This window comes from Polaromonas sp., assembly GCF_029945925.1.
In the GTDB taxonomy this organism is placed as follows: Bacteria; Pseudomonadota; Gammaproteobacteria; order Burkholderiales; family Burkholderiaceae_C; genus Polaromonas.
The window spans coordinates 25,703-51,608 of record NZ_JAQSDN010000001.1; the positions used below are offsets into that span (position 1 = coordinate 25,703).

Consider the following 25,906-nt stretch of genomic DNA (forward strand, 5'->3'; position numbering starts at 1 on the left):
GCGCCTCACCTTGCCGCTGCCGGGCTTCCCGCAGCGGTGGTACAGGCCAGCAAGGCCTGGACGATACTCGGACCACATGCCAAACACCCTGATCACCCGCTTCGCCGCGCACCTACGCACCCACTGGAAAAGCCATCTGCTGCAACTGGCCCTGCTGGTGGCCATCGTGGTCGCGGCGCAGACCTGGCAGACGCGGCATGTGCCGGCCGGGCCGGCGCCCGATCTGGCCATCAGCGTTCTGCAGCCCGACGGCACGACGATCAGCACCACACTGGCCCAGTGGCGCCAGGCCCACCCCGGCCAGCCCGTCGCCCTGCACTTCTGGGCCGAGTGGTGCCCCATCTGCCGCGCCGAGGAAAGCAGTGTCACCCGGCTGGCGCAGGACTGGCCGGTGCTCACCGTGGCCATGCAGTCCGGACCGGCCGCCAAGGTCGGGCAGGTGCTGCAGCAGCGCCAGCTGCCCTGGCAAACGGCCATCGATACGCAGGGCGAACTGACGCGCGCCTTCGGCTTCCAGTCGGTGCCCTCTTTTGTGGTGATTGACGGGCAAGGCCGGCTGCGCGGCGCCAGCGCCGGCTACACCACCGAACTGGGCATGCGTCTGCGCCTGTGGTGGGTCAGGCTGTTCTGAGCCTGCCCTCGTCGCCGGGTTTGAGGTCACATGTTGTGACCTCAAGCGCTGCCCTCACACCATCAACGCCGCTTGCTGCAATGCAGGCTGCAGCCTGACACGCAACAAAACAAGCAGTTCTGGCAGCGGCACTGCCACCAACTGATTCTTGTTCAGAAAAGCCCGCCAAAGCGCCTGGCGCGATGTATCAAGGGCAAACTCATCGCTCAACCCGATAGGCAATTCGGTCGGTACGAGCGTGGCGCGACGGTTGAAGGTGGCAGCAATGGCCGTTGCCAGGATGTCCGCATCCAGCACCTCGCGCTGCAGCAACACCGACAAGTCCAGGTAGTCTTTCAGCCGGCTGTTGGTCATGCCCAGCAAGGTGATGGCGTGGAGCTTTTCGGCAATGACGGTGTACACCGGGTAGGTTTGCAGGCTTGGTGCCGGAAAGTCATCAAGCAGCACCGGGTAGCTGGCCCTGACGGGACCGGGCGTCACCGCGTCGCCAAAGCCGACATCCACCTGCGTCTTCACGCGCGCACCCGCGAGCTCTGCACTGATGAGCACGCGTGCGCCTGCGTAGCCGGCCTCCTTGCGAATCTCTTCCGCAGTCACGCTGTCCGGGTCAAAGCGGATGCCGTCCTCATCCACCACCGAGACGATGTCCCTGAACGTCTGCTCAATCGAAGGAAGGTCGCTGGCGCCAAAGCCCAGCAGGTCAACATCCCGCGTGGGCCGATGCGGCATGTCGTACCAGAGTGTGAAGAGCATCGCGCCCTTGAGCAAAAAGCGCTCGGCGTGTGCGGACTGGCTCAGGCGGTACAGCAGGCGCTCCAGCGCATAACGAACCAGAACGCCATTGAAGTCCGATTGCTCGGCCTTCGCCACATTCAGCAGGCGCGCGCGTACCGAGGCAGCCAGATCCTTGCTCACTCGATCGCCTCGAGGTAAGGGCGCATCACGTTGGCCACGCGGCAGACCTTTGCGAAGTGCCAGAGCTCATCGGCCGAGGCTTTTTTCTGCGCACGCGCATCACGCAGCGCCTCCAGCGCCACGTCGAGGCCGATCTTGTTGCGGTGCTTGAAGCAGTCGGCCACGGTTTTGGCCACACCGTACACCTTCAGGGACACCTGGTCGCGCTCAAAAACCTCTATGCCTGCTGCATAAGCCGCGCCGGTGGACTGAATCATCTTCACCGGCGGGTAATCGATTTTGGGCACATGGCTGCCACGCGGCATGGCGATCCAGACCTGGCGCGGCAGTTGCGTCGTGATGCCGTGGAACTGCAACGCGGTGAGCAGGCAAAACACCGCCTGCGGCACCTTGGCCGCGATGGTGGCCAGGCTTTCGTGCTCGGATGCGGGGGTGCCCGGCAGCCGGTACAGGCCGCGGCCCACTTTTTCGAGTTGGCCGCTGGCAGTCAGCCGCGTCAGCGTCACCCGCGCGGCACCCGTTTCCTTCAGGTCGCCGGGGCGCAGCATGCCCTTCTGGCGCGCCAGATCAAGGATGCGTTGGCTATGCGTGTCGGTGGGCATGGTGATGCAGTATGTTCCATTTGTTCGTCAATTGCAATCAATTGACGAATATAAGGAACACCGGTCCAACTTCTGGTGAAGCTCCCTCTTGTTCAGAAAACAGGCACGTTCATAAAAAATGAACATCGGATTCCCGCAGGGCACAGATCAGAAAAAAATCCAAACCAAGCCTGAGCCCATGGCGGGCAAGCGCAAGCAATGGGATGGACGCTCCCACCTTAGCGGCATCGCGATGTGCCAAAGTGGGAGTGTTTAGCAACCCACTTGAACAGACAGGAGCGTCCGACATGAAGGTTACAACATTGGGCATTGATCTGGCAAAGAACGTGTTCCAGCTGCACGGGGTCAACGAATTTGGCAAACCCGTCATCAAGAAACAATTGAAGCGTGAGCAGATGGCAGCCTTCTTGGTGAACCTGCCGCCGTGCCTGATCGGCATGGAAGCCTGCGGTAGCGCCCACTACTGGGCGCGCAAGCTCCAAGGCTTCGGTCACACCGTCAAACTGATGGCCCCGCAATTGGTCAAGCCCTACGTCAAAACCAACAAGAACGATGCAGCCGATGCCGAGGCGATCTGCGAAGCGGTCGCCCGGCCCAACATGCGCTTTGTGCCGATCAAAAGCGTTGAACAGCAAAGCGTCCTGGCATTGCACACCGTGCGCCAGGGGTTCGTCAAAGCGCGCACTGCCCAAGCCAACCAGATCCGGGGCTTGCTGTCGGAATTTGGGCTGATCATTCCCCAGGGCATTGGGCATATTGCAAACCGGGTGCCTGAACTTCTTGAAGACGCCAGCAACGAGCTGCCGGGGGCCTTTCGGCTGCTGGTGCAACGCTTGCTGGATCACTTGAAAGAGCTTGATGGCCAAGTCAAGGAATTGGAAACCCAGATCGTGAAGTGGCACCGTCAGAGTGAACTGAGCAGCAAACTGGCAGGAGTGCCTGGTATTGGCCCCATCACCGCCAGCGCCTTGGTGGCCACCATAGGAGACGCCAGGAACTTTGATAACGGCAGGCAGGTGGCGGCCTGGCTGGGCTTGGTGCCCCGGCAGCACTCCAGCGGGGGCAAACAAAATCTACTGGGACTCAGCAAGCGCGGGGACATCTACCTGCGCACCTTGCTGATCCACGGTGCCCACTCGGTGATTCACTGGGAGAGTCGCAAACCCGATTGCTGCAGTTGGGTCAGCGGCGTGCTCAAGCGGCGCAACAAGAATGTGGCGGCCGTTGCGCTGGCCAACAAGAATGCGCGCATTGTGTGGGCCTTATTGGCCCATGACAGAGAGTTCCGAGCCGACTACGTGTCCACCAGGGTGGCCGCATAGTCAAGTCGGTCAGTAGAGTCAACGAAAACAACGAAGCAGGGAGAACTGAACCACCGATTGCTCAGGCGATCATGAAGTGATGGCAAGACAGGTCAGACCGTGGTTGGCAAAGCCCGCTATAGCTGCTGCACCCGGAGTGCGCGCAAGCAATCGAGGAGCCAACCAGCGAATCCCATCAGGGACAGTGACCCAAAGTCACAAGAAAAGTCCGAATGTACGGGTGCAATCTTTACCTTCGAGTCAGCATGAATTGAAAGCTTGGCATACCGGGAGCGTCCATGTACAGCTACAAATTAAATAGCAGCGCCGGGACTCATGGCCGTGGCGTTTTGCGCGCCCGTGTCACCGCATCCGCCACATCCTCGCCCCGCGGGCCAAGCCCGCCCAGCCCGCCCAGCACCTGGTCGCCCGGTGGGAGGTCGCCCTTGGCCGCCTCCACCGCCCGCACCACCAGTTCGTCGTAGCCCGTCACCGCATCCGGCTCCCGCGAGAACGCCCACTCCGGCAGCAGCGCCAGCAAGACCTCCGCCGTGGTGCGCACCGTGCAGCCGGGCGCCACGTGGCCGCCCAACACGTCGCCGGTGGCGGTGGACAGCGCCATGTGCAGGTGCGAGCTGCTGCGTGCGCCCTCCCCCGTGCCGTTGAATGCCACCGTGCCCGACAGGCTCAGGATTTCCATGTCGCCCGTCAGGCGCCGCGGCTGCTCCGCGCCCGCGAACCGCAGGCCCGCGCTCGACAGGCTGCCGATGCCCGACAGCACAAAGGCCGCGCGGCAGTTGGCGCCGCGCACCGCCGCCTCGATGGCGCTGCGCAAGTCCTGGCCGGGGCTCAGGCGGATGGGAAGGGTTTGCATGGTTTTATTGAGTCAAATTGGCCGATAGCCCTTACAGGCATTGCGCAGGCAGCTATCAAATCAAGAGCAAATCGCTGACTTCACGCGCCCTGCTCCGGGTCGGTGAGGTCCGTGTATTTCTGGCTAGAGCCGCGGGCACGGTCCACCGGGTACTTCTCGGCATTGACGGCCAGCTTGAGCCGCGCGGCTTCCAGCAGGTCAATCTGCAGCTTGTCGCAAAGCTGCAGCAGGTAGAGCAGCACATCGGCCGCCTCGGCGGCCACCTCGGCCTTTTTGGGTGCGGCCAGGGTGCGGCTTTGTTCTTCCGTCAGCCACTGGAAGTGCTCCAGCAACTCCGCCGCCTCCACCGACAGGGCCGACGCCAGGTTCTTGGGCGAGTGAAACTGCTCCCAGTCGCGCGCCTGGGCGAAGTCGCGCAGGGACTGGGTCAGGGAAGGGATATCTTGGTTCATGTCTTGGTATTTCCGGGCCGATGGGCAGGGTCGAATCTTCTCGGCAAGACTCAAGCGCATGTTATGCGCATCAGCCCCCGCAGGCCTGTTGCATGCCTTCAAAGGGCCGCGTACACGCAAACTATTCATGCAAAAAACGGCTGCAGTCCAATAAGCACGGGCTCTAGAAGCTATCAAAACAAGAGCGACCGGCAGACTTCACCGGCAAGTCGGCAGTCAACCCCATCGGCCGGTTACCTTTCATCCGCCCGAAACAGCATCTCGCGCCGCTGCCCGGCCGTTCCGTCGCAATCAACGCCAGCGCCGGCCTTTGCGCTCCTACCATCGCGTCCAGTTTCAACCCAGTCAACACCCACGGAGCTCACCATGTCCCTTTCACCCCACCGACTCTCTCTCGTTTTCTGCGGCCTGCTGCTGACGGCGGCCCAGGCCATGGCGGCGCAAGCCGGCTGGCGCCAGATCACCATTCCAGGCACCGCGACCGATGCCGCGCCCATCGTGGCGGCCCTGTATTACCCCACGCAGGCGGCCGCGCGCACGATCGCCATGGGGCCGTTCACGGTGAACGTGGCCATGCAGGCCGCGCCCGAGGCCAAGGTCAAGGGCCTGATCGTCCTGAGCCACGGCACCGGCGGCAGTGAACTTGCGCACAGCAGCCTGGCCGAGGCGCTGGCGCAGCAGGGCTACCTGGTGGCCGCCCTGCGCCACCCCGGCGACAACTGGCAGGACCGCTCCTTGCGCCAGGGCAGCCTGGAGCGTTATGCCACCGAGCGGCCGCGGCAGGCTTCGCGCGTGATCGACGCCCTGCTGAACGACCCGTTATGGAAAGACCGCATCGCCAGCGACGCCAGGGGGCCGCGCGTCGGCGCCGTGGGGCATTCGGCCGGGGGTTACACCGTGCTGGCCCTGGCAGGTGCACGGCTCGAGCCCTCCCGCTTCGACGCGCATTGCAACACCGAGCGCGCCGAGGACCCGATTTTCTGCAACACCGGCAAAGAGCGCATCCCGGCCACCAACCCTGGCGCCGCAGCGCCGGCCATTCCACCCCTGACCGATACACGTGTGCGCGCCGTGGTGGCCCTGGCGCCTATGGGTGCCTTGTTCAGCGCTGCTTCGCTGGCGCAAATCCGCATGCCGGTGACGGTGTATGGGGCGCAGCAAGACCGTTTTCTGGTGCCGCGCTTTCATGCCGAATGGGTGGCTGCGAATGTGCCCGCCGTAGAAGTGCACCGCGTGCCCAATGCCTGGCACTTCGCGTTTCAGGACATGCCCACCATGCCCATCCCCTCCGAAGACGGCGACATTGGCGCCAACCCGCCCGGCTTTGACCGCGCTGCGTTTCTGGGCCAGTTGCAGCGTGAGCTTCCTGCGTTTTTTGACAAGGCCTTGAACTGACAGACACCCTGCGGTGCCGGGTCCGCCTAGCGCGCCGGTTTGGCGTTTTGCGCCACGGCCGCGCGTACCAGCGCCTTGAAGGCCGCTTCATCGATGGCATCGCCCTCTGCCAGATCAATGGCGCGGCGGGTGTTGCCTTCCAGACTGGCATTGAACAGCTTGGCCGGGTCCTTGAGCGAAGCGCCCTTGGGGAAAGTCAGCTTCACCTTGTCCTTGTAGGTCTCGCCGGTGCAGAGGATGCCATCGTGCGACCCGACCGGAATGTTCCACTTCCACTCCTCGACCACTGCCGGGTCGGCCTGCTGGATGAGCGCGCGGACATGGGGGAGCGTCTTCCCGCGCCAGTCGGCCAGGGACTTGATCTTTTCATCGATGAGTTTGGAAGGAGAATCGGCTTCCGCGCCGTCCTTCGATTTGCTTGGAGGTTTGCTCATGTTGACTCCGTTTCCTTCACGATGGGCATGTTCACATCTTCTCGCCCGGCCGCTTGCTGGCCTGCTTGATCCAGGCGCTGAGTTGGGCTTCGTCGAGTTCAACGTCCTCGCGGATGTCGAGGTAACGCGTGTCCTGGCTTTTGGATTCGCCGGGCGGCACCGGCGACAGCGACTGCCCGCGGAAAAAAGTCCCCTTCACGTACTTGGTGAAGAAATGGAAGCTGAGGAACCAGCCCTCCTGCCCCGGCGCCCCATAAAACGGCGAGTTCCATTTGACCGCCTTGCGCACACCGGGCACGGCGGCCACGACGAGTTCATCCAGCCGCCGCCCGACACCCTGCTTCCAGCCCGGCATGGCCGCGATGTAGGCCTGCACCGGCGCGTCGCCCTCGCCTTTTGCGATCTGCGGGTTGCCGCCGGAAAGCAGCACCGGCTTGGCGGGTTTCGCAGCGGGCTGCAACTTCGTCTTGGTCATCACATGTGCTTCCGGTTAAAGCGACTTTATCCGAGCGTGCAGCCTCGTGCATCGCCGCCTAGCTGTGTCCACCAGCACGGCGTGCGGTACAGTTACTCACGCAGGAAGCAGCTGCTGCTGTCCGTCGCGCGGCGACCTTGTCTCGGGGCGTCCGTCATACCCCTCTATCAAAAATAGCAAAGTGAAAGTCAGTGGATCCATCAACCATCAACAAAATCGTCTCCTTCATTTGGGGCATTGCAGACGATGTGCTGCGCGACCTGTTCAGGCGCGGTAAGTATCCTGACGTCATCCTGCCCATGTTCGTCATCCGACGTATGGACTCAGTGCTCGAATCAACCAAGCAAAGTGTGCTGGACGTCAAAAAGATGTTGGACGATGCTGGCATCACCGAACAGCGCGCGGCCCTCTGCGACGAAGCGGGACAGGCGTTTTACAACACCTCCCGCTTCACCTTGCGCGATCTGCAATCGCGCGGCAACCGGCAGCAATTGCTGGCCGACTTTGAGGACTACCTCAATGGTTTTTCACCCAATGTGCTGGACATCATCGAGAACTTCAAGTTCCGCAACCAGCTCTCCACCCTGTCCAAAGCCGACGCCCTGGGCACGCTGATCAACAAGTTTCTGGACCCCGACATTGACCTGTCGCCTGCCGGCATCGACAACCACTCCATGGGCACGGTGTTTGAAGAACTGGTGCGCAAGTTCAACGAAGAAAACAACGAAGAGGCCGGTGAACACTGGACCCCGCGCGACGCCGTGCGGCTGATGGCCGACCTGGTGTTCCTGCCTATCGAATCACAGCTCAAGTCCGGCAGCTACCTGCTGTTTGACGACGCCTGCGGCACAGGCGGCATGCTCACCGTGGCCGAAGAAACGCTGGCCGCCATTGCCACCAAGCGCGGCCTGCACATCAAGAGTCACCTCTACGGGCAAGAGATCAACCCCGAAACCTACGCCATCTGCAAAGCCGACATGCTGCTCAAGGGCGAAGGCGAAAACGCTGATCACATCGTTGGCGGTGCAGAGTGGTCCACCCTGTCCAACGATGCCTTCCCTGCGCAAGAGTTCGACTTCATGCTGGCCAACCCACCGTATGGAAAGAGCTGGAAGAAAGACCTGGAGGCCATGGGTGGCAAAGACGGCATGCGCGACCCCCGCTTCAAGGTCACGCACCAAGGCGAAGAGCTGTCATTGGTCACCCGTTCCAGCGACGGCCAGATGCTGTTCCTGGTCAACATGGCGTCCAAGATGAACCACAAGTCGGCCTTGGGCAGCCGCATTGCCGAGGTGCACAACGGCAGTTCGCTGTTTACCGGCGATGCGGGCCAGGGCGAAAGCAACATCCGCCGCTGGATCATTGAAAACGACTGGCTGGAGGCCATCGTCGCCCTGCCGCTCAACCTGTTTTACAACACCGGCATTGCCACCTACATCTGGGTGCTGTCCAACCGCAAGGCCGCGCACCGCAAGGGCCAGGTGCAGTTGATCGATGCCAGCCAGTGGTTCAAACCCCTGCGCAAAAATCTGGGCAAGAAAAACTGCGAACTCAGCGCCGAAGACATCTCCCGCATCACCCAAACCTTTTTCGACTTTGCCCAAACGCCCGAGTCCAAAATATTCCCCAACGCCGCTTTTGGCTACTGGAAAGTGGTGGTGGAGCGCCCGCTGCGCCTGCACAGCCAGTTGTCATTGCCGCGCATTGAAGGCCTGCGCTTTGCCAGCGGTGAGGAAGCCATCCGCCGCGCGCTGGTCGATGAATTGGGCCAAGCCCTGTTCAGCGACTTCAGCAAGGTGGAAAAGGCCCTGGAAAAGCGTCTGGCCGAATGGGGCAACGACGATGCCGAGGACGATGCGGACGACAGCGACGCAGTCGACGACGATGACGAAGCCAGCACCGCCAAGGCCAAAAAAGGCCTGCCCGAAAAAACCAAACGCAAGCTGCTGGACGCCACCACCTGGGCGCGCGATGCCCGCCTCTACCAGGTCGCCAACGAGTTGCGCGCTGCCCTGGGCAGCCACCTGTTTGAAGACCACAACGACTTCCGCGACCAGGTGGCCGTCCACCTCAAGCAGAGCCAAACCAAACTCTCGGCCCCCGACCTTAAAACCATCCTCAAGGCCGTGAGCTGGCGGGCTGAGGCCGCGCCGCCCGTGCGCGCCAAGGTGCACAAACTTGCCAAAGGCAAACTCAAAGCCAGGGCCGCCCCGCTGCACGGCCTGTACGACGCGGTAGTAGACGGCAAACCCGTGCTGGTGGAATACGAGCCCGACCCCGACCTGCGCGACACCGAGCAGGTGCCCCTGCTGGAAGACGGTGGCATAGCCGCCTTTATCCAGCGCGAAGTGCAGCCCTACACGCCTGACGCGTGGGTGAAGCTGGACGCCACCAAGGTGGGCTACGAGGTCAGCTTCACCCGCCACTTCTACAAACCCCAGCCCCTGCGCACGCTGGACGAAATTGCCACCGACATACTGGCCATTGAGAAAGAGGCCGATGGCCTGCTGGACGGGCTGCTGAAGGGAGTTTCAGCATGAAATTAGCCTCTAGCCCCTGTGGAATATGCGCGAGCAGCTTCTTTTTTGATAGCAAATCAAACGCCCAGCGCTTGCAGCGTGTCGAATGCACGACTGCCAGGAGCCGTGCGTGATTGCGGATTTGAAACCGTATCCGGCGTACCGTCCTGCGGAGGGCGAATGGCTTGGCGACGTTCCCGCCCACTGGACAGTGCGGCGCATCAAGTACATCGTGCAGGAGGTCGATTCCCGTTCGAAAACGGGTGAAGAGCAACTTCTGCGCGTGTCCCAATTCACGGGAGTTACGCAACGCCTCCGGTTGGAAGGGCAAGATGGGCAGGACACCCGCGCAGCTTCGTTGGTCGGGTACAAGCGGGTCGAGCCCGATGACCTGGTTATCAACATCATGCTGGCCTGGAACGGCAGCATGGGCGTATCCCGCTTTGCGGGGATGGCCAGCCCAGCGTATTGCGTTTACCGGTTCAACCAAGGTGCACTGCCTTGGTACTTTCACCACCTGTTCAGGTCGCCTGCATACAAGGCACGAATCAAAGCAATGTCCACTGGCGTTGTTGAAAGCCGCCTTCGCCTGTATTCCGACGATCTGTTTCGCATCGAGTCCTTGCTGCCTCCACCCTACGAACAAGCCGCCATCGTCAAATTCCTGGACTGGGCCAACGCCCGGCTGGAGCGCACCATCCGCGCCAAGCGGCGGGTGATTGCGCTGCTCACCGAACAGAAGCGGGCCATCATCCACCGCGCCGTCACACATGGCCTGGACCCCGCCGTCCCACTCAAGCCTTCCGACATTCCATGGCTGGGAGAAATTCCGGCGCATTGGGAAGCTCGACGCATCAAACAAGTGACTCGAATCCTTCGGGGAAAGTTTTCGCATCGTCCTCGGAACGATCCCGCCTTTTACGACGGTAGATATCCGTTTATTCAAACTGGCGCAGTTGCGCAAGCGGACAAATTTATTGATAACTACAACCAGACGTTGAATGACAAAGGTTTGGCGGTCAGCAAAATGTTTCCGAGTGGCACTTTGGTAATGACTATCGCGGCGAACATTGGTGAAGTTGCGGTTTTGACGTTTGATGCTTGCTTTCCAGACTCTATTGTTGGGTTCGTGCCATCTGTGAAGGTGGATCGCGACTACCTTTACCTGGTTTTTGGCAGCATGAAAGCAGAGTTCATTGCTGAAGCACCGGTGAACACCCAAGGCAACCTCAATGTTGAGCGAATTGGCGTGATGGGCATCCCATTGCCGTCGCTGGTCGAACAAAAACTCATTGCCAAGTCCGTCGAGGTGGAGACGGCTGCCTTCGATACAGGCATCGGCCGCCTAGAACGCGAAATCGATTTCCTGCGCGAATACCGCACCCGCCTGGTCGCCGACGTGGTGACAGGCAAGCTCGACGTGCGCCAGGCCGCAGCCCGGCTGCCGCAAGACGCGGTGAACGCCGCTCTGGAGCCCGAAGCGCTGGACCCGATGGACGCCAGCGATGCCGAGGCCGAGGCCGAGCTGGAAGCGTGACGCTGCTTGGCAAAACCGCTACACTGATTGCATCGCAACTGCAACGCAATACCCGCCACCATGAAAACCGCCACCCTGCCCTCGCTCCGTGTTGAACCCCAGCTGCGCGCCGCGGCCGAAAGCGTGCTGCGCGAGGGCGAGACCCTGACCAGCCTGATAGAAACCGCCATGCGCGAGACGATTGCGCGGCGGCGCACGCAAGACGAATTTCTGGCGCGTGGGCTGCGCGCCGCGCAAGATGCCAAGCAGACCGGCATCTACTACGCAGCCGAGGCTGTGCACACCGAACTGGCCCAGCGGCTGGATGCCAGGCGCAAACAGGTGCTGGGTTGACGGCGCAGTTTGATGTCCGCTACACCGAAGCGGCGCGTGAGGATTTGCTGCGCTTGTTCGACTTTTTGCTGGAGCGGGCGAAAACCATTGAAGACTTTGATGCCGCGCAGACCGCCATCGATGCGCTGCGCACCGCGGTACAAAGCCACCTGAGTCGCACCCCATTCATTTACCGCAAGGCGGGCGACAGCGCGTTTGTGCGGGAGCTGATCATTCCGTTCGGCAACGCGGGCTACGTTGCGCTGTTTGAGATTGAGGGGGCTGCCACCGTCAACATACTGCCCGTGCGGCACCAGCTTGAAGACGACTACCACTGAGCCAAAAGCAAAAGCAAAAGCGGGGAGAAAACCATGGCCACCGACACTTCAGAAAAAGGGCTTGAGACCCTGATCGTGCGCTACATGACCGGCACCGATGGGTTTCCGCCCATGGCACCCGTCGGCACTGGCAGTGGTCCCACCACCGATGTGGCAGCCAAGCCCACTACGGCCTTTGGTGGCAGCGGCTACCTGGCGGGTAGCCCCAAGGACTACGACCGCGCCCACGCGCTGGATGTGTACCAACTCTTCGCCTTTTTGAAGGCCACCCAACCTGACGCCTTCAAGAAGCTGGCAATGCTGGACGAACACGATGTGCGCGACATCAACCGCCTGAAGTTTTTGACCCGCTTGTCCAGCGAGGTGGGCAAGCGCGGTGTGATTGATGTTCTGCGCAAAGGCATTGAGCACCACCCGGCGGGGCATTTTGATTTGTTTTACGGCACACCGTCTGCGGGCAATGCCAAGGCGCAGGCGCTGCACGCGCAAAACCGCTTTGTGCTGACTCGCCAGTTTGCCTACAGCATGGACGAGAAGCGCCGCGCGCTGGACCTGGGCCTGTTTATCAACGGCTTGCCCATTGCCACCTTTGAGCTGAAAAACAGCCTGACCAAGCAAAACGTTGAAGACGCGGTTGAGCAATACAAGCGCGACCGCGACCCGCGCGAAAAGCTGTTTGAGTTTGGCCGCTGTGTGGTGCACCTGGCGGTGGACGACCACGAGGTGCGCATGTGCACCCAGCTGGCAGGCAAGGCATCGTGGTTTTTGCCGCTGAACAAGGGCTTTAACGATGGCGCGGGCAACCCGCCCAACCCGCTGGGGCTCAAGACCGATTACCTGTGGAAAGAGCTGTTAACCCCCGCCAGCCTGACCAACATCCTGGAGAACTACGCCCAGATTGTGGAAACCAGGCACCCCAAGACGGGCAAGGTGAAGCGCAGCCAGTTGTTCCCGCGCTACCACCAGTTGGCGGTGGTGCGCGAAGCCTTGGCCGATGTGCGTGCGCGCGGCGTGGGGCACAAATACCTGATTCAGCACTCGGCAGGCAGCGGCAAGTCCAACTCCATTGCCTGGCTGGCGCACCAGCTGATTGGTGTGCGGCGCGATGACAAGGCGGTGTTTGACTCGGTGATTGTGGTGACCGACCGGCGCATCCTGGATGACCAGATTCAGAAGACCATCAAACAGTTCATGCAGGTAGGTTCAACCGTGGGGGCGGTGACGGGCGACGCGAGCTCCAAGACCGAGCAACTGCGCGGGTTTATTGCCGAGGGCAAGAAGATCATCATTTCCACCATTCAGACTTTTCCGTTTGTGCTGAAGGTGATTGGCGATGAGCACCGGGGGCGGCACTTTGCCATCATCATTGACGAAGCGCACTCCAGCCAGAGCGGCAAGACGGCAGCGTCGATGAGCGCCACGCTGAGTGAGGTAGACGGGGACAAAGACCCTGACATTGACCCCGAGAAGGACCCCGAGGACATCATCAACGACGCGCTGGAAAAGCGCATGGCTGCGCGCCAGATGATGGGCAACGCGAGCTACTTCGCTTTTACCGCCACGCCCAAGAACAAAACCCTGGAGATGTTTGGCGAGCCACTGCCACCCGACGCCGAAGGCAAGGTCAAGCACAAGCCGTTTCACACCTACACCATGAAGCAGGCGGTGAAGGAGCACTTCATTCTGGATGTGCTCGAGAACTACACGCCGGTAGCCAGCTACTTTGGCCTGGTGAAGAAGGTGGAGGACGACCCGCTGTTTGACAAGAAAAAGGCCAGCAAAAAGCTGCGCAAGTATGTGGAGAGCCACGACCACGCCATTCGACTCAAGGCGGAAATCATGGTGGACCACTTTCATGCGCAGGTGCTGGCCGCTGGAAAGATTGGCGGCAAAGCGCGGGCCATGGTGGTGTGCAGCGGCATCGAGCGGGCCATTCAGTATTTCAAGGCGTTTCAGGCCTATCTGGAAGAGCGCAAAAGCCCGTATCAAGCCATCGTGGCGTTTTCAGGAGAGCATGAATACGGTGGGGTGAAGGTCAGCGAGTCGTCGCTGAACGGGTTTGCCAGCAAAGACATTGCCGACAAGATTCAGGACGATCCGTACCGTTTTTTGATTTGCGCCGACAAGTTCCAGACCGGCTATGACGAGCCGCTGCTGCACACCATGTACGTGGACAAGGCGCTCTCTGGCATCAAGGCGGTGCAAACGCTGTCCCGCTTGAACCGGGCACACCCGCAAAAGCGGGATTGTTTTGTGCTGGACTTTCAAAACGATATCGAAGGCATCAAGCTGTCGTTCCAGGACTACTACCGCACAACCATCCTGGCCGAAGAGACAGACCCCAACAAGCTCAACGACCTGAAAAAGGCCCTGGACAATGCGCAGGTGTACGCGCCCGAACAGGTAGAAGCCTTTGTGAAGCTGTTTTTGGAAGGCGTGGAGCGCGACCAGTTTGACCCGATTTTGGATGCCTGCACTGAGGTGTACAAAAGCACGCTGGACGAAGACCAGCAAGTCGAGTTCAAAGGCAGCGCCAAGGCGTTTTGCCGCACTTACGACTTTTTGGCATCCATCACCACCAGCCACAACGTGGGCTGGGAAAAGCTGTCCATCTTTTTGAACCTGTTGGTGGCCAAGCTGCCGTCACCCAAAGAGGATGACCTGGCCAAAGGCATCATCGACGCCATCGACATGAGCAGCTACCGGGCCGACAAGCAGGCAACGATGAAGATTGCGCTGGCCGATGCAGATGGCGAGATAGAACCCGCGCAAGAAGCCGCCGGGCGCCGCCCACAACCGGAGCTCGACCGTCTGAGCAACATTCTCAAAACCTTTAACGACAACTTTGGCACGCTGTTTACCGATGCCGACCGGGTGGCCAAGCGAATCCGCGATGACATTGCACCCAAAGTGGCAGCGGACTCGGCCTACCAGAACGCCAAGGAAAACACGCCGCACACGGCGCGCATGGCGCATGACCAGGCATTGGGGAGGGAAATGCAGATCTTGCTGCGGGACGATACGCAGATCTACAAGCAGTTTGTGGAGAACGAGTCGTTCAAGCGATTTGTGGGGGACATGGTGTTCGCTATAACCAGCGAGGCGCAGGGGCGAAGCGCGCCGTAAATGCCGCCCTGGCATTGTTTTACCGGCACACTTACACAGCTAGTCGCAGTGCCACCCCAAACCCCCGCCCCACCGCAGGCCGCGCCATCATCGCCCGGTACCACCGCTGCACATTCGGAAAATCCACCAGGTCAATCTTGTGCCGCTCATGCCGCCAGACCCAGCCGACGATGGCGAAGTCGGCGATTGAGATTTCTTCCCCTGCAAAGAAGGCGTGGTCGGCCAGGCGGCGGTCCATCACGCCGTAGAGGCGGCGCGTCTCGGCCATGAAGCGCTCCAGGCCATAGCGGCGGTCGGCTTCATTGGTCAGGTCGGCGAAGTGGTGCACCTGGCCGGGCATGGGGCCGAAGCCGCCCACCTGGAACATCAGCCATTCCATGACGGCGACGCGGGCGCGGGACTCCTTTGGCAAAAACTGGCCGGTCTTCTCGGCCAGGTAAATCAGGATGGCGCCGGACTCGAAAACGCTGATGGGCTGGCCGCCCGGGCCGTCGGGGTCGATGATGGCGGGGATTTTGTTGTTGGGGCTGATCTTCAGGAAGTCGGGCGCGGTCTGCTCGCCCTTTGTGATGTCCACCACGTGCACCTCGTAGGGCAGGCCCATTTCTTCAAGGGCGACGCTGATCTTGCGGCCGTTGGGGGTGTCGAAGGCGTAGAGCTGGATGGGCATGGGGTGTTGTGTGGTGGGGGGGGTGCGTTCGGTGGGAGGCAGTCTGCCACAGGATGGGGGATGGTGTTGGGCGCGGATGCAGGAAGGGGTCGGGGCCGGGGGCGTGAATGCGGGGGCATGGATCCCGGAACGAGTCCGGGATGACAGTCCGGGAAGCGGGACGACAAGTCAGTCGGGTTGGCACTTGCAGCCAGCGCAGCGATACTGGTGGCATGACGCGCCGCCTCCCCGCCTTTGCCGCCTGCTGCATCGCCCTGATGCTGGCCGCCATCAGCAGCTTGGCCCTCGCCGCGCCGCCGACTAACGACACGCTGCGCATTGGCTCCAAACGGTTCACCGAGTCCTACATCCTTGCGCAGGTGCTGGCGCAGACGGCTGCGCCGCACACGCCCACGCCGCCCTCGGTACTGCAGGGCCTGGGCAACACCGCCATTGTTTACGAGGCGCTGCGCTCGGGCAGCATTGACCTGTACCCGGAGTACGTGGGCACCATCAGCCAGGAAATCCTCAAGGGTGATGCCGCCATGACGACGGCGGCCATGAACACCGCGCTGGCGCCGCTGGGCCTGGGGGTGGCGGTGCCGCTGGGCTTTAACGACGGCTACGCGCTGGCCATGCGCGAAGACACGGCGCAGCGCCTGGGCATCACCTCGCTGAGTGACCTGGCGAAACACCCGGAACTCAAGCTCGGCCTGTCGAACGAATTCATTGGCCGGGCCGACGGCTGGCGCGGGTTGGCGCAGCGTTATGGCGCGCCGCAGGTGCCGGTGGCGCTGGACCACGGGCTGGCTTATGACGCGATAGCGCAAAAGCAGGTGGACGTGATCGACATCTACACCACCGACGCGAAGATTGGCCACCTGGGCCTGCGCGTGCTGAAGGACGACCAGGCCTACTTTCCGCGTTACGACGCGGTGCTGCTGTACCGGCTGGATGTGCCCACGCGTTTTCCGCAAGCCTGGGCGGCGCTGCAGAAGCTCGGCGGCAGCATTGACGAAAACGCGATGATTGCGATGAACGCACGGGCCGAGCTGCAGGGTGTGGCGTTTGACGTGATCGCCCGCGACCATTTGGCTGTCAAGGCCGGCGGCGCAGCCGCTGCAAGCAGCACCACCCAAGACCCGAACCAGCGCGGCTTCTGGGCCAAACTCTTCGGCCCCGACCTGGCGCGGCTGACGCGGCAGCACCTGACGCTGACCTTGGTCTCGGTCGGGCTGGCGGCGCTGATCGGCATTCCGCTGGCGGTGTGGGTGTTTCCGCACCCACGCCTGCGCGCGCTGGTGCTGGGCGCGACCGGGCTGATGCAGACTGTGCCCTCGCTGGCGCTACTGGCCATGCTGATCTCGCTGATGGGCGTGATCGGCACGGTGCCGGCGCTGACTGCGCTGATGCTGTACGCGCTGCTGCCCATCATGCGCAACACGGTGGCGGGTTTGAACGAGGTGTCGCCCGGCCTGCGTCTGGCCGGGCAGGCGCTGGGCATGACGGCAGGCCAGCGCATGCGCCACATCGAACTGCCGCTGGCGCTGCCGACCATTGTTGCCGGCGTGCGCACGGCGACCGCCATAACGATTGGCACGGCAACGATTGCGGCCTTCATCGGCGCGGGCGGTTACGGCGAACGCATCGTCACCGGCCTGGCGCTCAACGACGGCCAGCTGCTGCTGGCCGGCGCCCTGCCCGCCACGCTGCTGGCGCTGCTGAGCGAAGCGTTGTTTGAAGGTGTGGAGGGGCTGATGCGGCGGCGCCGCGCTGGCTGAGCGGCCGAAAAAGCTGCTCTTTCTTGCCCCCTCGCCCTCCGGGAAAGGGTGGGGGTGAGGGCCGCCTACCCTCACCCCTGCCCTCTCCCGGGGGGAGAGGGAGTAAAAACCAGCCCAGACTGCCTGAGCGTTTACTTTTTACAAGCCAAATCGGCCCTTAGCCCTTATGCGACGTACGCCAGCAGCTATCAAATCAAGAGCAATTCATCAGTCCAGCTTGATGCCGGCCGCCGCCACCACTGCGGCCCAGCGCTTGCGCTCCTGGTTGAAGAAGTTGTCCTGCTCGGTGGGCGACATGGTCGCCACCTCGGCGCCCTGCCCGCTGAGCCTGGCGCGGATCTCGGGGCTGCGGATGACCTTGATGAGTTCGGTGTTGAGCCGCGTCACGACGTCCGCCGGCGTGTTCTTTGCCACCAGAATGCCCTGCCAGGTGCCGGACTCGAAACCGGTGATGCCTTGCTCCTGCAGCGTCGGCACGTTGCCGATCAGCGGCATGCGTGTGGCCTTGGACACACCGAGGATCTTGAGCTGGCCGTTCTGCACAAACGGCAGCGTGGCCAGCATGCCGTTCATCAGCACCTGGGTCTGGCCGCCTACCGTGTCGGTGATGGCCTGCGAGCCGCCTTTGTACGGGATGTACTGCCACTTCGCATTGCTGGCGCGCTCGACCGCGACACCGGCCAGGTGCGGCGCACTGCCCATGGCGGTGACGGCGAAGTTGAGCTGCGTCTTTTGCGACAGCGCCACCAGTTCCTTGAGGTTGTTCGCGGGCACCGACGGATGCACCACCAGCAGGTGCGGCGAATAGGCCAGCATGGTCACGCCGCGCAAGTCCTTGCTGGGGTCGAACTGGAGCCGGGTGTACACCGACGGACTGATGGCCAGCGCACCGGTGTCGCACAGCAGCAGGGTGTAGCCATCGGGGGCCGACTTGGCGACGAAGTCGGCGCCGAGGTTGCCATTGGCGCCCGGCTTGTTTTCCACAATCACCGTCTGCTTGAGCGCTTCGGACAGCGGCTGGCTGATGGCGCGGGCAATGATGTCGGACGAGCCGCCCGGCGGGTAAGGCACGATGAGGCGGATCGGCTTGGCGGGCCAGGCTTGGGTTTGCGCCTGGACGCCAGAGGCGGCCAGGCCCATGGCAAGTGAGGAAGCAAGAACTTTGCGGCGGTTGAGGGTCATGATGTCTCCTGTGAATGTTGTGATGTGGGTAGCGGGTGCGGAATATTGGGGGATACGGATACGGTGTTCAGGCCTTGGCGACTTCGTGGTTGGCCATCAACTCCAGAGCGCGCACCAGGGCCGAGTGGTCCAGGTCCTGCATGCCGTTGGCGCTGCAGACCTGCATCAGTTGCGCGGCACCGGCGGTTTGCGGCAGCGCCACGCCCAGCGTGCGCGCACCGCTAAGTGCCAGACCCAGGTCTTTCTGGTGCAGGCCGATGCGAAAGCCCGGGTTGAAAGTGCGTTTGATCATGCGTTCGCCGTGCACTTCCAGAATGCGTGACGAAGCAAAACCGCCCATCAGCGCCTGGCGCACCTTGGCCGGGTCGGCGCCGGCCTTGCTGGCAAACAGCAGGGCTTCGCCGACGGCGGCAATGTTGAGCGCGACGATGATCTGGTTGGCCACCTTGCAGGTCTGGCCGTCGCCATTGCCGCCGACCAGCGTGATGTTTTTGCCCATGAGCTCGAACAGCGGCTTGACGCGTTCAAACGCCGCGTCGGGCCCGCCGACCATGATGGTCAGGCTGGCGGCCTTGGCGCCGACTTCGCCGCCAGAGACCGGCGCGTCGAGGTAGTCAGCGCCCAAGGCGTTGATCTTCGCCGCGAACTCCTTGGTGTCCATGGGCGAGATGGAACTCATGTCGACGACCGTCTTGCCTTTTCCCTTGCTCTTCAGGCCGGCGGCCACGCCCTTGTCGCCGAACAGCACCTTCTGCACATCGGGCGTGTCGGGCAGCATCATGAAAATGATGTCGGCCTTCTCGGCGACTTCCTGCGCCGAGGCGCAAGCCACGGCCTGGTCGGTCAATAGCTCGGCGGGCACCTTGCTGCGGGTGGCCAGGAAGACCTCGTGACCGACCTTGATGAGGTGTGCGGCCATGGGTGCGCCCATGATGCCCAGACCGATAAAACCCAGCTTGCTCATTTCAAATACTCCAGTTGTTCGTTAAAAATAATCTGCGTATCCATGGCCACTCATGTGAAAAAGCGGGGCATGGATCCCGGATCGAGTCCGGGATGACAGACAAAACTAGTCGGCGTACTTGTCGCGCAAAGCCTGCGTTGCCGAGCGGAACACACCCAGGTCGCTGCCAACGGCCACAAAGGTGGCGCCCATGGCCATGTAGCGGCGTGCATCGGCTTCCACCGGCGCGAGGATGCCGGTGGGTTTGCCGCAGGCTTTCGCATCGGCAAACACCGCGGAAATGGCGGCCTGCACCTCGGGGTGGCCGGCGTTGCCGAGGTGGCCCAGGCCGGCAGCCAGGTCGGAAGGCCCGACAAAAATGCAGTCCACGCCGTCGAGCGCCGCAATGTCGCGCGCTGCCGCCACGCCGGCGCGGCTTTCGATCTGCACCATCACGCAGATGTGTTCGTTGATCGACTTGAAGTAGTCGGGCACGGTGCCGTAGCGGTTGCTGCGCTGGGACACCGACACGCCGCGTATGCCCTGGGGCGGGTAACGCGTGGCGGACACCGCGCGCCTGGCCTCGTCCACACTTTCAACAAAAGGCACGAGGAAGTTGTAGAAGCCGGCGTCGAGCAGGCGCTTGATCTCGACCTCGTTGTTGGACGACGGTCGCACCACGGGCGCGCTGGGGCTGTCTTTCAGCGCCATCAGTTGCGGGATGAAGGTGGCGACATCGTTGGGCGAGTGTTCGCCGTCAAGCAGTATCCAGTCGAAGCCGGCCACGCCCAGCACCTCGGTGGTGATGGCACTGGACAGCGAGGACCAGCAGCCGATCAGCTTCTTGCCGGCCCGCAGATCGCGCTTGAAGCTGTTGGGAAAGGACTGATAGGGAATAACTTGTGTCATGAGGAGTTGGCTTTTGAATGAGTTGGGGTACGGGGCGGTACAGGGGTATGAGAATCAGGTCACCGGCGCCGGGTTGAACAGCACCAGCGCGTTGTGCAGCTTCCAGTGTTCGGCCCAGGTTTTCTTGCGGCCGCTGGCGACGTCGAGCATCAGGTGAAACAGCTCCCAGCCGACGTCTTCGATGCTGGCCTGCCCGTCGGCGATGCGGCCGGCGTTGATGTCCATCAGGTCGTGCCAGCGCCTGGCCAGATCACTGCGCGTGGCGACCTTGATCACCGGACACTCGGCCAGGCCGTAAGGCGTGCCGCGGCCGGTGGTGAACACATGCAGGTTCATGCCGGCGGCGAGCTGCAGCGTGCCGCAGATGAAGTCGCTGGCCGGAGTGGCCGCGTAGATCAAACCCTTTTGTTTGAGCTTTTCGCCGGGCGCCAGCACGCCGCTGATGGGCGCGCTGCCCGACTTGACGATGGAGCCCATGGCCTTTTCGACAATGTTGGAGAGCCCGCCCTTCTTGTTGCCGGGCGTGGTGTTGGCACTGCGGTCCACCTGGCCTTTTTGCAGGTAGGCGTCGTACCAGGCCATCTCGCGGATCATCGCTTCGGCAACTTCCGGTGTGCTGGCGCGTGAGGTCAGCTGGTCTATGCCGTCGCGCACCTCGGTGGTTTCGGAAAACATCACCGTGGCACCGGCACGCACCAGCAGGTCGGTGCAAAAGCCTACTGCCGGATTCGCAGTGACGCCGGAAAACGCGTCGCTGCCGCCGCACTGCACACCGACCACCAGTTCGCTGGCGGGCACGGTCTCGCGGCGGCGCGTATTGAGCTTTTCCAGGTGCAGCAGCGCGGCCTGCATGATGGAATCAATCATGGACATGAAGCCCACATGGTTCTCGGACTGCAGGCAGACCACGTCGAGCTGCGCTTCGGCGCTGAGACCGACGTCGGCGACACTGCGTTCATCTACGATCTGTATCGTGCCGGGCGGCAGCAGACGCTCGGGCTGCAGCTTCTCGCAGCCCAGGCTCACCACCATCACCTCGCCGCCGAAGTTGGGATTCAGGCTGATGTTGCGCAGCGTACGTATCGGGATGATGGCGTCGGGTGCGTCGATGGCGACACCGCAGCCGTAGGTATGCTCCAGGCCCACCACGTCATCGACGTTGGGGAATTTCGGCAGCAGCTCGGCCTTGATGCGTTGGACCGCAAACTCGACCACGCCGGCCACACACTGCACCGTGGTGGTAATGGCCAGGATGTTGCGGGTGCCGACGGAGCCGTCGGCATTGCGGAAACCCTCGAAGGTGTAGCCTTCCAGCGGCGCCGGTGCCGGCGGCTTCACGGTAGCCATCGGCAGGCCTTCGAGCCCGCGCGCCGCCGGCATCTCAAGCAGGCGCTCGTGCACCCAGCTGCCGGCTGGAATGTCCTTGAGCGCAAAGCCGATGGACACCTTGTAACGCAGCACTGCACTGCCCTGCGGCAGATCGACCAGCGCCACCTTGTGGCCTTGCGGCACCTTTTCACGCAACACCAGGCCGTCGGCAAAGGTGGCGCCCGGGCCCAGGCCGCCGTCGTTGGCGACGATGGCCACGTTGTCGTCCGCGTGCATGCGGATGTAGAGGGGCGCGCGGGCGGAAGCCATGTCGCTCACTTCAGACGCCCACCAGGCGCGGCAGCCACAGCGACAGCGCAGGCACGTAGGTCACGATGCCCAGCACCACCACCAGCAGCGCAAAAAACGGCATCAGCGCACGCACGACTTTTTCGATGGGCAGCTTGCCCACGGCGCTGCCGACAAACAAAACGGTGCCCACCGGCGGCGTGATCAGGCCGATGCCGAGGTTGACGATCATGATCATGCCGAAATGGACCGGGTCCACGCCCACGGCCGTCACCACCGGCAGCAGGATGGGCGTGAGGATCAGGATCAGCGCCGCCATGTCCATCAGCGTGCCCAGCACCAGCAGCATGAAGTTGATCGCCAGCAGGATCAGGTAACGGTTGTCGGTCATCGAGGTCAGCAAGGCGGTGACCTTCAGCGGGATCTGCATCAGGGTCATGATGTAGCCGAAGGCCGCCGCGAAGCCGATCAGGATCATCACGATGGACACGGTCTTGACCGTGCGGTGCAGCAGCCTGGGCAGGTCGTTCCACTTGTAGTCGCGGTAGATGAACATGGTCACAAAAAACGCCCAGAGCACCGCGATCGAGGCCGACTCGGTAGCCGTGAACACGCCCGAAAGAATGCCGCCCAGGATGATGACCATGGTCATCAGGCCCCACAGGGCGTCGGCGCAGATGCGCAGCGCCTGCTTCAGCGGAATCGCATGCCCCTTGGGGAAATTGCGCTTGCGCGCGATGTAGAGGCAGTAAACCGCCAGCGTCAGGCCCAGCAGCAGGCCCGGCAACACGCCAGCCATGAACAGCGCGGCCACGGAGATGGAGCCGCCGGCAGCCATGGAATAAATGACCGCGTTGTGGCTGGGCGGAATCAGCGTCGCCTGGATGGAGCCGCTGACCGTCAGCGCGGTCGAGAAGTCGCGCGGATACCCCTTCTTGACCATCTCGGGAATCATCACCGAGCCGATGGACGCCGTGTCGGCGACCGACGAGCCGGAGATGGCCCCAAAAAAGGTGGACGCCAGGATGTTGACCAGCGACAGCCCGCCGCGCACAAACCCCACCAGCACGCTGGCAAAGGCCACCAGGCGGCGCGACATGCCGCCCTCGGCCATGATGGCGCCGGCCAGCACAAAAAACGGGATGGCCAGTAGCGAGAACTTGTTGACGCCGCTGGCGATCTGGATCATGACCGCGTCCAGCGGCAGTTCTATCCACACCGCGCCGATCAGGGCCGCCAGGCCCAGCGAATAGGCGACCGGCATGCCGATCAGGATCAACACCATGAAACTTCCGAGCAAAACGAGCGCGTCCATGATCAGGCCTCCGCCGCAGCGTCATCCACCTGGTGGTCAAAGCGCACCACGGCACGCCCGTGCTGGGCGCCGAGAAACAGTTTCTCGAGCACAAACACCAGCGTGCACAGGCCACCCAGCGGCAGCGGTGCGTAGGTCAGACCCACGGGAATCGACGGGATCGCCGCCAGGGACTGGCTCATGGTTTCCATCGACAGCTTGAAGCCCCAGACGATCATGAAGAGGCTGGCGATGATCATCAGCAGATCGACCACGATCGAAAAAACCTTCTGCAGCGGCGGCGGCAGGCGGTCGGTGACCATGCCGACGGCAATGTGGGCGCCAGCGCGGTAACCCGCTGCCGCGCCGATGAAGGTGAACACCACCATCAGCAAGATGGCAATCGGCTCGGGCCACTGCGCGCCATAACCGAGCACATAGCGGGCAAACACGCCCACCGGAATGATGAGGCTCATGGCCACGATGGACAGGCCGGCGACCCAGATGCAGGCCAGGTACAGCCCGTCGATGGCGCGTTGAAGGGTGTAGATCATGTTTGTTGTCTCATGCCCGCAGGTCGGTCCTTGGGTGGACCGGCCTGCGCGCCTTGTTCATGACGCTGCCGCGGCAGCGCCGGGGGGATGCAGCACACCGGCTCGCGCCGGCTACTGCCTCCTGCTTCGTCCTTCTGCTTTTTACTTGACGTCCGCGATACGCTTCATCAGGTCGGCGTATGGAGCGCCGTACTTGGCACGCACCGGTGCGGTGGCGTCAAAAAACAGCTTCTGGTCCACCTCGGTGAACTGCACGCCGGCGGCCTTGAGCTTGGCCGTGTAGTCAGCGACGCTCTTGTCCCACAGCGCGCGCTGCTCGAATTGCGCTTCGCGGCCGAACTTCTTGACCAGCGCCTGCTCGTCCTTGCTCAGCTTGTCCCAGGTCACCCTGGACATCACCAGCATTTCGGGAATGATCAGGTGGTTGGTCTGGGCGTAGTACTTGGTGCCGGTGGTGTAGTGGTTGGAGGTGAACAGGCTGGGCGGGTTGTTCTCGGCACCGTCGATGACACCGGTCTGCAGCGCGCTGAAGACCTCGCCATAGCCCATGGAAATGCCGTTGCCGCCCATGGCGTTCATGGTGTCGACAAACAGCGGGTTGCCCATCATGCGGACTTTCACGCCCTTGAGGTCGGCCGGGGTCTTGACCGGCTTCTTGGTGTACAGGTGGCGCGAGCCGCCGTCCATCCAAGCCAGCGCCACCATGCGTGTCGGACCGTTGGACACCTTGTCGAGGATTTCCTGGCCAATGGGGCCATCAATCACGGCGCGCATGTGGGCCTCGTTGCGGAACACGAAGGGCATGTTGAAAACATTGACGTCCGGAACCACGGCCCCGACAGGGCCCAGCGATGTGCGCAGGATGTTGATGGCGCCGATCTGCGTCTGCTCGATCATGGTTTTTTCGTCGCCCAGCACGCTGCCGGGGTACATCTGCATCTTGAACTTGCCCTTGGTGGCCGCTTCAAGCTTCTTGCCCAGGCTTTCAGTGGCGACCACGGTCGGGTAGCCCGGCGGGTGCACGTCGGCGGCCTTGAGGATGGTTTGCGCCTGCGCGGCCAGCGGCAAGGCGAACGTGGCAGCGGCCAGTGCCGCCGAGGCGATGAGTTGTCTGCGGAAAGTCATGGTTGTCTCCTTGTAGGAATGGTTATTCATGAATGACGGAAGGGAACAGGGGAAAACAGCGGCTCGGCCAGGCCCCGCACACCGGGGCGCAGGGCGAACAGGCCACCGGCCAGCGGCTGGTCGGACAGGTCAACGCCGTGTGGGCGTATCGATGTGACGAACAGGGTGTCCATCCCGGCGCCGCCGAAGGCGCACATGGCGGGCTTCCTGACGGGCACGGCCAGCGAGCGGTCCAGCCTGCCTTCGGGCGTGAAGCGGTGGATCAGCCCGGCATCGTTGCCGCAGATCCAGTAGCAACCGTCTTCATCCACAGCGGCGCCGTCGGGCCGGCCCGGCAAGGGGTTCATGTCGACAAAGGGCCGGCGCCGCGAGGGGGTGCCCGTCGCGGTGTCGTAGTCGAAGGCCCAGATCATCTGCACCGAGGGATGGGAGTCCGAGAGGTACATGGTGCGGCCATCGGGACTGAAGGCCAGGCCGTTGGGCGTGATGAAGCCGCTCAGGCGCTCTTTCAGTCCGCTCTCTTTTTCATAGCTGTAGACGCAGCCAGTACGGGCGCCCAGCGACATATCGCGCATCATGGTGCCGGCCACAAAGCGACCCTGCCGGTCGCAGCGGCCGTCGTTGAAACGCATGCCGTCCTGTTCATGCCGGACCTCGGCCAGGCGTTTGGACTCAAGCCGGCCGTCCTCATGCAGGCGCAATTCGAACACCCCGGTTTCCAGGCCCGCCACCCAATGCGCGGCGGGGCCACAGGAGGCGATGCAGGCCAGCATTTCGGGCGCCAGCCAGGTCGTGACCTGGCTGGTCGCGGCCTGCCAGCGGCAGAGCTGGCGCGCCGGGATGTCCACCCAGTACAGCGCCTGTGCAGCCACGTGCCAGACCGGGCTCTCGCCGGTTGCATTGCGGCAGTCCACCAGGAGCTCGGCGCCGGTGTTCATGGC

The 25,906-nt window shown here is 62.6% G+C and carries 23 protein-coding genes and 1 pseudogene; 9 read left to right on the forward strand and 15 right to left on the reverse strand.

Going from position 1 to position 25,906, the window contains the following annotated elements:
* Positions 1–76 precede the first annotated feature (76 nt).
* On the forward strand, positions 77–631 hold the full coding sequence (locus tag PSV40_RS00150; RefSeq protein ID WP_300532931.1) for a redoxin domain-containing protein: 555 nt from the start codon (positions 77–79) through the stop codon (positions 629–631).
* Positions 632–685: 54 nt separating this feature from the next.
* On the opposite strand, the gene PSV40_RS00155 is transcribed toward PSV40_RS00150, so the two are convergent.
* Positions 686–1,546: a nucleotidyl transferase AbiEii/AbiGii toxin family protein gene (locus PSV40_RS00155; RefSeq protein ID WP_300532933.1), complete on the reverse strand. Its 861-nt coding sequence runs from the start codon at positions 1,544–1,546 to the stop codon at positions 686–688.
* Positions 1,543–2,148, reverse strand: coding sequence for an AbiEi antitoxin N-terminal domain-containing protein (locus tag PSV40_RS00160; RefSeq protein WP_300532934.1), 606 nt, complete (start codon positions 2,146–2,148; stop codon positions 1,543–1,545). The genes PSV40_RS00155 and PSV40_RS00160 overlap by 4 nt, the downstream gene beginning before the upstream one ends.
* A 287-nt stretch (positions 2,149–2,435) precedes the next feature.
* On the opposite strand from PSV40_RS00160, the gene PSV40_RS00165 reads away from it, so the two are divergent.
* Complete coding sequence (locus tag PSV40_RS00165) at positions 2,436–3,470, forward strand: IS110 family transposase (protein ID WP_300532936.1); 1,035 nt, start codon at positions 2,436–2,438, stop codon at positions 3,468–3,470.
* 442 nt (positions 3,471–3,912) lie between these two features.
* Here the strand turns inward: PSV40_RS00165 and PSV40_RS00170 are convergent.
* Positions 3,913–4,323: pseudogene (locus PSV40_RS00170) on the reverse strand (PPC domain-containing DNA-binding protein); the annotation flags it as partial.
* 80 nt (positions 4,324–4,403) lie between these two features.
* On the reverse strand, positions 4,404–4,775 hold the full coding sequence (locus tag PSV40_RS00175; protein ID WP_300532938.1) for a nucleotide pyrophosphohydrolase: 372 nt from the start codon (positions 4,773–4,775) through the stop codon (positions 4,404–4,406).
* 366 nt (positions 4,776–5,141) lie between these two features.
* On the opposite strand from PSV40_RS00175, the gene PSV40_RS00180 reads away from it, so the two are divergent.
* Positions 5,142–6,170: an alpha/beta fold hydrolase gene (locus tag PSV40_RS00180; RefSeq protein WP_300532940.1), complete on the forward strand. Its 1,029-nt coding sequence runs from the start codon at positions 5,142–5,144 to the stop codon at positions 6,168–6,170.
* 26 nt (positions 6,171–6,196) lie between these two features.
* On the opposite strand, the gene PSV40_RS00185 is transcribed toward PSV40_RS00180, so the two are convergent.
* Together PSV40_RS00185 and PSV40_RS00190 are read right to left on the reverse strand one after the other, a co-directional pair.
* Positions 6,197–6,604, reverse strand: coding sequence for a DUF1801 domain-containing protein (locus PSV40_RS00185; RefSeq protein ID WP_300532942.1), 408 nt, complete (start codon positions 6,602–6,604; stop codon positions 6,197–6,199).
* 31 nt (positions 6,605–6,635) lie between these two features.
* The gene (locus PSV40_RS00190) at positions 6,636–7,079 is read right to left on the reverse strand and encodes a DUF1801 domain-containing protein (RefSeq protein WP_300532944.1); all 444 of its coding nucleotides are present in this window, start codon (positions 7,077–7,079) and stop codon (positions 6,636–6,638) included.
* A 191-nt stretch (positions 7,080–7,270) separates the two neighbouring features.
* Here PSV40_RS00190 and PSV40_RS00195 point away from each other — a divergent pair, with 191 nt between their 5' ends.
* The 5 genes from PSV40_RS00195 to PSV40_RS00215 all read left to right on the forward strand — a co-directional run bounded on the left by PSV40_RS00195 (position 7,271) and on the right by PSV40_RS00215 (position 14,911).
* Positions 7,271–9,619 (forward strand): class I SAM-dependent DNA methyltransferase, encoded by a 2,349-nt coding sequence (locus PSV40_RS00195; protein WP_300532945.1) that lies wholly within the window; start codon positions 7,271–7,273, stop codon positions 9,617–9,619.
* Between the two features lie 109 nt (positions 9,620–9,728).
* Positions 9,729–11,135, forward strand: coding sequence for a restriction endonuclease subunit S (locus tag PSV40_RS00200; RefSeq protein ID WP_300532947.1), 1,407 nt, complete (start codon positions 9,729–9,731; stop codon positions 11,133–11,135).
* Between the two features lie 60 nt (positions 11,136–11,195).
* A complete protein-coding gene (locus PSV40_RS00205) occupies positions 11,196–11,468 on the forward strand; it encodes a YlcI/YnfO family protein (RefSeq protein WP_300532949.1) in 273 nt (90 codons plus the stop codon).
* Positions 11,465–11,785 carry a type II toxin-antitoxin system RelE/ParE family toxin gene (locus PSV40_RS00210; RefSeq protein WP_300532951.1) on the forward strand — a complete coding sequence of 107 codons (321 nt, stop codon included), beginning with the start codon at positions 11,465–11,467 and terminating at the stop codon, positions 11,783–11,785. Before PSV40_RS00205 ends, PSV40_RS00210 begins: the two co-directional genes overlap by 4 nt.
* A gap of 33 nt (positions 11,786–11,818) precedes the next feature.
* Positions 11,819–14,911, forward strand: a complete 3,093-nt coding sequence (locus PSV40_RS00215; RefSeq protein WP_300532953.1) for a type I restriction endonuclease — start codon at positions 11,819–11,821, stop codon at positions 14,909–14,911.
* A gap of 31 nt (positions 14,912–14,942) precedes the next feature.
* On the opposite strand, the gene PSV40_RS00220 is transcribed toward PSV40_RS00215, so the two are convergent.
* On the reverse strand, positions 14,943–15,581 hold the full coding sequence (locus PSV40_RS00220; RefSeq protein ID WP_300532955.1) for a glutathione binding-like protein: 639 nt from the start codon (positions 15,579–15,581) through the stop codon (positions 14,943–14,945).
* A 257-nt stretch (positions 15,582–15,838) separates the two neighbouring features.
* Here PSV40_RS00220 and PSV40_RS00225 point away from each other — a divergent pair, with 257 nt between their 5' ends.
* Complete coding sequence (locus PSV40_RS00225) at positions 15,839–17,341, forward strand: glycine betaine ABC transporter substrate-binding protein (RefSeq protein ID WP_300533022.1); 1,503 nt, start codon at positions 15,839–15,841, stop codon at positions 17,339–17,341.
* Between the two features lie 207 nt (positions 17,342–17,548).
* On the opposite strand, the gene PSV40_RS00230 is transcribed toward PSV40_RS00225, so the two are convergent.
* The 8 genes from PSV40_RS00230 to PSV40_RS00265 all read right to left on the reverse strand — a co-directional run bounded on the left by PSV40_RS00230 (position 17,549) and on the right by PSV40_RS00265 (position 25,903).
* A complete protein-coding gene (locus PSV40_RS00230) occupies positions 17,549–18,523 on the reverse strand; it encodes a tripartite tricarboxylate transporter substrate binding protein (protein ID WP_300532957.1) in 975 nt (324 codons plus the stop codon).
* Between the two features lie 67 nt (positions 18,524–18,590).
* Positions 18,591–19,487 (reverse strand): 2-hydroxy-3-oxopropionate reductase, encoded by an 897-nt coding sequence (gene glxR, locus PSV40_RS00235; protein WP_300532959.1) that lies wholly within the window; start codon positions 19,485–19,487, stop codon positions 18,591–18,593.
* 105 nt (positions 19,488–19,592) lie between these two features.
* The gene (gene garL / locus PSV40_RS00240; protein WP_300532961.1) at positions 19,593–20,375 is read right to left on the reverse strand and encodes a 2-dehydro-3-deoxyglucarate aldolase; all 783 of its coding nucleotides are present in this window, start codon (positions 20,373–20,375) and stop codon (positions 19,593–19,595) included.
* A 54-nt stretch (positions 20,376–20,429) separates the two neighbouring features.
* Complete coding sequence (gene garD, locus PSV40_RS00245; RefSeq protein ID WP_300532962.1) at positions 20,430–22,013, reverse strand: galactarate dehydratase; 1,584 nt, start codon at positions 22,011–22,013, stop codon at positions 20,430–20,432.
* A gap of 10 nt (positions 22,014–22,023) precedes the next feature.
* Positions 22,024–23,307 (reverse strand): TRAP transporter large permease, encoded by a 1,284-nt coding sequence (locus PSV40_RS00250; protein ID WP_300532964.1) that lies wholly within the window; start codon positions 23,305–23,307, stop codon positions 22,024–22,026.
* A 2-nt stretch (positions 23,308–23,309) separates the two neighbouring features.
* Complete coding sequence (locus PSV40_RS00255; RefSeq protein WP_300532966.1) at positions 23,310–23,840, reverse strand: TRAP transporter small permease; 531 nt, start codon at positions 23,838–23,840, stop codon at positions 23,310–23,312.
* A 141-nt stretch (positions 23,841–23,981) separates the two neighbouring features.
* Positions 23,982–24,965: a TRAP transporter substrate-binding protein gene (locus tag PSV40_RS00260; protein ID WP_300532967.1), complete on the reverse strand. Its 984-nt coding sequence runs from the start codon at positions 24,963–24,965 to the stop codon at positions 23,982–23,984.
* Between the two features lie 26 nt (positions 24,966–24,991).
* Complete coding sequence (locus tag PSV40_RS00265) at positions 24,992–25,903, reverse strand: SMP-30/gluconolactonase/LRE family protein (protein WP_300532969.1); 912 nt, start codon at positions 25,901–25,903, stop codon at positions 24,992–24,994.
* Positions 25,904–25,906 lie beyond the last annotated feature (3 nt).

Coding starts and splice junctions, on each gene's coding strand:
- PSV40_RS00180 (WP_300532940.1), top strand. CDS start 5,142: ATGTCCCTTTCACCCCACCGACTCTCTCTCGTTTTCTGCGGCCTGCTG.
- PSV40_RS00205 (WP_300532949.1), top strand. CDS start 11,196: ATGAAAACCGCCACCCTGCCCTCGCTCCGTGTTGAACCCCAGCTGCGC.
- glxR (WP_300532959.1), bottom strand. CDS start 19,487: ATGAGCAAGCTGGGTTTTATCGGTCTGGGCATCATGGGCGCACCCATG.
- PSV40_RS00260 (WP_300532967.1), bottom strand. CDS start 24,965: ATGACTTTCCGCAGACAACTCATCGCCTCGGCGGCACTGGCCGCTGCC.
- PSV40_RS00190 (WP_300532944.1), bottom strand. CDS start 7,079: ATGACCAAGACGAAGTTGCAGCCCGCTGCGAAACCCGCCAAGCCGGTG.
- garL (WP_300532961.1), bottom strand. CDS start 20,375: ATGACACAAGTTATTCCCTATCAGTCCTTTCCCAACAGCTTCAAGCGC.
- garD (WP_300532962.1), bottom strand. CDS start 22,013: ATGGCTTCCGCCCGCGCGCCCCTCTACATCCGCATGCACGCGGACGAC.
- PSV40_RS00175 (WP_300532938.1), bottom strand. CDS start 4,775: ATGAACCAAGATATCCCTTCCCTGACCCAGTCCCTGCGCGACTTCGCC.
- PSV40_RS00225 (WP_300533022.1), top strand. CDS start 15,839: ATGCTGGCCGCCATCAGCAGCTTGGCCCTCGCCGCGCCGCCGACTAAC.
- PSV40_RS00220 (WP_300532955.1), bottom strand. CDS start 15,581: ATGCCCATCCAGCTCTACGCCTTCGACACCCCCAACGGCCGCAAGATC.
- PSV40_RS00215 (WP_300532953.1), top strand. CDS start 11,819: ATGGCCACCGACACTTCAGAAAAAGGGCTTGAGACCCTGATCGTGCGC.
- PSV40_RS00255 (WP_300532966.1), bottom strand. CDS start 23,840: ATGATCTACACCCTTCAACGCGCCATCGACGGGCTGTACCTGGCCTGC.
- PSV40_RS00185 (WP_300532942.1), bottom strand. CDS start 6,604: ATGAGCAAACCTCCAAGCAAATCGAAGGACGGCGCGGAAGCCGATTCT.
- PSV40_RS00265 (WP_300532969.1), bottom strand. CDS start 25,903: ATGAACACCGGCGCCGAGCTCCTGGTGGACTGCCGCAATGCAACCGGC.
- PSV40_RS00160 (WP_300532934.1), bottom strand. CDS start 2,148: ATGCCCACCGACACGCATAGCCAACGCATCCTTGATCTGGCGCGCCAG.
- PSV40_RS00230 (WP_300532957.1), bottom strand. CDS start 18,523: ATGACCCTCAACCGCCGCAAAGTTCTTGCTTCCTCACTTGCCATGGGC.
- PSV40_RS00150 (WP_300532931.1), top strand. CDS start 77: ATGCCAAACACCCTGATCACCCGCTTCGCCGCGCACCTACGCACCCAC.
- PSV40_RS00250 (WP_300532964.1), bottom strand. CDS start 23,307: ATGGACGCGCTCGTTTTGCTCGGAAGTTTCATGGTGTTGATCCTGATC.
- PSV40_RS00165 (WP_300532936.1), top strand. CDS start 2,436: ATGAAGGTTACAACATTGGGCATTGATCTGGCAAAGAACGTGTTCCAG.